The organism is Planktothrix sp. FACHB-1355 (genome assembly GCF_014748295.1).
Taxonomy (GTDB): Bacteria; Cyanobacteriota; Cyanobacteriia; order Cyanobacteriales; family Aerosakkonemataceae; genus Aerosakkonema; species Aerosakkonema funiforme_A.
Window position 1 is genome coordinate 1 of sequence record NZ_JACJUP010000827.1, and the last position, 3282, is coordinate 3282.

At 43.4% G+C, this 3282-nt stretch carries 2 protein-coding genes and 1 pseudogene; 1 reads left to right on the top strand and 2 read right to left on the bottom strand.

Annotated features, from left to right (window positions below):
• Positions 1 to 181 (top strand): annotated as a pseudogene (locus H6S82_RS25510) (CCA tRNA nucleotidyltransferase); the annotation flags it as partial.
• A 400-nt stretch (positions 182 to 581) separates the two neighbouring features.
• On the opposite strand, the gene H6S82_RS34165 reads toward H6S82_RS25510, so the two are convergent.
• Positions 582 to 743: a hypothetical protein gene (locus tag H6S82_RS34165; RefSeq protein WP_191056910.1), complete on the bottom strand. Its 162-nt coding sequence runs from the start codon at positions 741 to 743 to the stop codon at positions 582 to 584.
• Positions 740 to 3282 (bottom strand): CHAT domain-containing protein (locus H6S82_RS34170; RefSeq protein ID WP_191056911.1); only part of this gene is annotated, 2543 nt, incomplete at its 5' end. The genes H6S82_RS34170 and H6S82_RS34165, both read right to left, overlap by 4 nt.

The window sequence follows — 3282 nt, forward strand, 5'->3', positions numbered from 1 at the left end:
CGACGCTCTTCCGATCTCTACTCCTCTTGTCACCGGTAAAGACTTAATGCAAGCCCTTAACCTGCCATCTGGCCCACAAATCGGTCAACTCCTCACTGCTATTCAGCTAGCACGCATCGAAGGTAGAATTTCTACAGCAGCAGAAGCTCTTGAATTTGCAAAACTTCATCAAAAAAGCTAGCAAAACATCAGTTTTGAAACAGAGGATACTCCTATGGCTGACTCAACAGAAAAGGTAACGAAACATCACGAAAGTATCCTCTATATAACGATCTACTCTTTCATCGGCTTCTGCGTCTTTACTTTCCTGATTGTTCTGGGTGTTTTTTAATACAGCGCTTTGCGCTGTTATGAGGTACACCCTAGAAACCCGGTTTTTCCAAAAAACCGGGTTTCTAGGGTGTACCTCATTACAGAGGGAACGGCTGTAATTCCTGAAAACAGATTGATACCCCTCTTGAATGAGACAAATGAATTGATGAATATTATTGCCGCCATGATAGTAAAATCTAAAGACAACAAAAAGAAGTAACTTTTGACTTTTTCAAGTTTTGACTTTTAACTTTTAACTTTTGACTTTCTCACCAAGGGCTACCAATCATCGTAAAACCTGCCCAATAGTAAGGATGGGAGAGATTTTGATTTCCTAGAGAAGCTAGTTCTGGTGGCAAAGGGACTCCTTCAGGTTGAGAATCGAGTCCGCGCACTTCACCATCTTCAATACGCACGACACCTTTAATCATAGCGATTTGTGCGTTCTGGAGCGCTTCTGCTTGATAGGCGCAGATTTTAAGTTCTGATAAAATGCTGTCATCAGTGCCAAAGTGCCGCGATCGGACACGTACCACAAACTCGCCAAAGCAGATTTCACGCCAGATGCTACAGCTAAGCCTGCAAAGCCCAATTCGGCGTTTTCATCTCCTAAAGCTGTACGACAGGCACTCAATACTAACAGCTCGACTTGTGGTTTGTTCCATCCCATATCCCGCAATTGATTCAATTTAAGTTGGGAGTTCCAAAGTTGGATAAAAGAATTATTTGGTTTTCCTGGCTTGAATTCTGCGTGGGTTGCTAGGTGAATAATTCCAAAGGGATCGCTAGAGCGTTGGGATTTGAGATTTGCTAATGTAAATCCTTCATTGAGAAAAGATTTGCCTTGCCAGAGTTCTTTGGCGATGGTCGATAACTCTATTGGTACAGCTGGTAAAGGACTTAATTCGCTAAATTCTGAGGCTCCCATTGCCAAAACTTGAGAGTTTCTGATGTTTCGGTAATTGGTATCGACCAAATTAACGCTAGGAATTAGGCTGATGCTGTACTTTTCTACTAAAAACTTTTTCCCGTCGTGTAGGGCGGCTATCGGTATTGCTCTAAGACCTGAATCTAAAGAGAAGGCGAGAGTTTCTATACCTTGGGATTGCAGTTCGGCTTCGAGCGGTGCAATCAGCCACTGATAAAGTTTCTGGGCTGAATTAAGGTAGGAAGTTGTATTAATTTCATTGGGATCTGTTACTTTTGAGCGAAAATCGGCAACCACTTTGAGCAAAGTATCGCGATCGGCTTCTGGTATGCTGCGGTGAATGGGTTTGCCAAATGGCATCACCAAGACAATTTCTAATTGTTCTGGTTGTATAAATACATAAAGAATAGCTGGCTTTTTACCTGTCGTTTGAGATATTTGTTTAAGAATGTTCTGAATATGTGGTAGGGAAAGAGAATTTGGATTGTTTACAGGTAGATTTTCGCCAAAATAATTCTCATATTCCTGCTGCCTCAGCTGCTCAATTTGAGGTACAAATACATCGAACTGACCTCTTTGAAGAGCGGTGATGATGTTTTCGCGCAGTATAGGAATTTTATCCACAGAACTATTGGCGATCGCACCGTTATTGTCTGGCTGTATCGGCGGAGTTCCGAGATCTGTTGATATTCTAGTTCGATCGGATGACGATAGTGTCGTTTCCGGAGTGGGCGTTTGTGGCGTGGGCGTTTGTGGAGTGGGTGTTTGTGGAGTGGGTGTTTCCGGAGTGGGTGTTTCCGGAGTGGGTGTTTCCGGAGTGGGTGTTTGTGGAGTGGGTGTTTCCGATGATCCTTGAGTGATGACTTGCGTCCGACCCTGAATGAAAGGGCCCAAATAAGAGCCCGATCGCACAGTTTCTCCTGACCCACTGGTGATGTTGCCGACTGTTCCGTTCTTTGTGGCATCACCGGCTACATTAAAAGGTGTGTTCGACCCTCCTCCATGTCGAATAACGATCGCTCCTCCTCCCGTTCCTCCAGCAGTGGAAAGACTAGCATTTACACCATTTCTGTCAATAAAAGTACCCTGGGCGCGGAAAAACCGCTGGGTTGAAATATCGATCGTTCCACCAGTACCTTGACTTCCTCCTTGGGCGTTAATGTATTCAACTTGGATATCTCCTTGAGGATCGAGAGTAACGTTACCTGCTTTTCCGATGCTGGCGCTAGAGTTTATTTGTCTGGCGGTAATTTGGATGGGAGAGATGAGGGAGATCGAGCCTCCTAGCGTATTTCCAGAACTATTTAAATTGCCGCTTTCTATAAATCCAGCTTTGCTATTTAGGGTGATATTTCCACCTGCGAGCGTATCGGATTTAGCGATGATATTACCGCTAATAATGTTGCCATTAGCGTTTAATTGAACGTTTCCTGCATTTCCATTTGATAAACTGGTATTGAGATTGCCTACACTTATTGTGCCCTTATTGCTAGTGAGGTTAATGTTTCCTCCCGATGTCATAATATTGCTAGTTACAATATTATCTGCTGCTAACAATTCAATTGCCGAACCATTAGTTGTAAGATCGCTTGTAGCTGTGATTGTTCCGGTACCAGTGGGAGACTGAATTGTTACTGGCGCGTTGAAAGTAACTTGATCTCCTATATTAATAGCGCCTGATGAGTCACTGCGCCCGATAATGATGGAAGTAAAACCGGATTGCAAGGCACTAATTTCAGATGCGGTTAAATTTAGTGCGTTTGTGTCGTTAGCAGATGCGATCGCAATATTTCGATCTGGTGTTGTTGGTTGCAGTACTAATTTATTAGTACCTGTAACATCGCCTGTAAAATCTATTTCATTTGCGGTTAAAGTTAGCGGGTAATTGCCTGCTGCCAAGGTTGAGCCAAAGCTAATTTTAGCAGTTCCCAAGTTGAAATTGATATTGCCGTCAATCGTGACAGGGCCGTTAAATTTAATATCTCGATTGGCAGTTGTAATATTGCCTGCGATCGATACCTCTCCAGTGCCAATTTGATTGA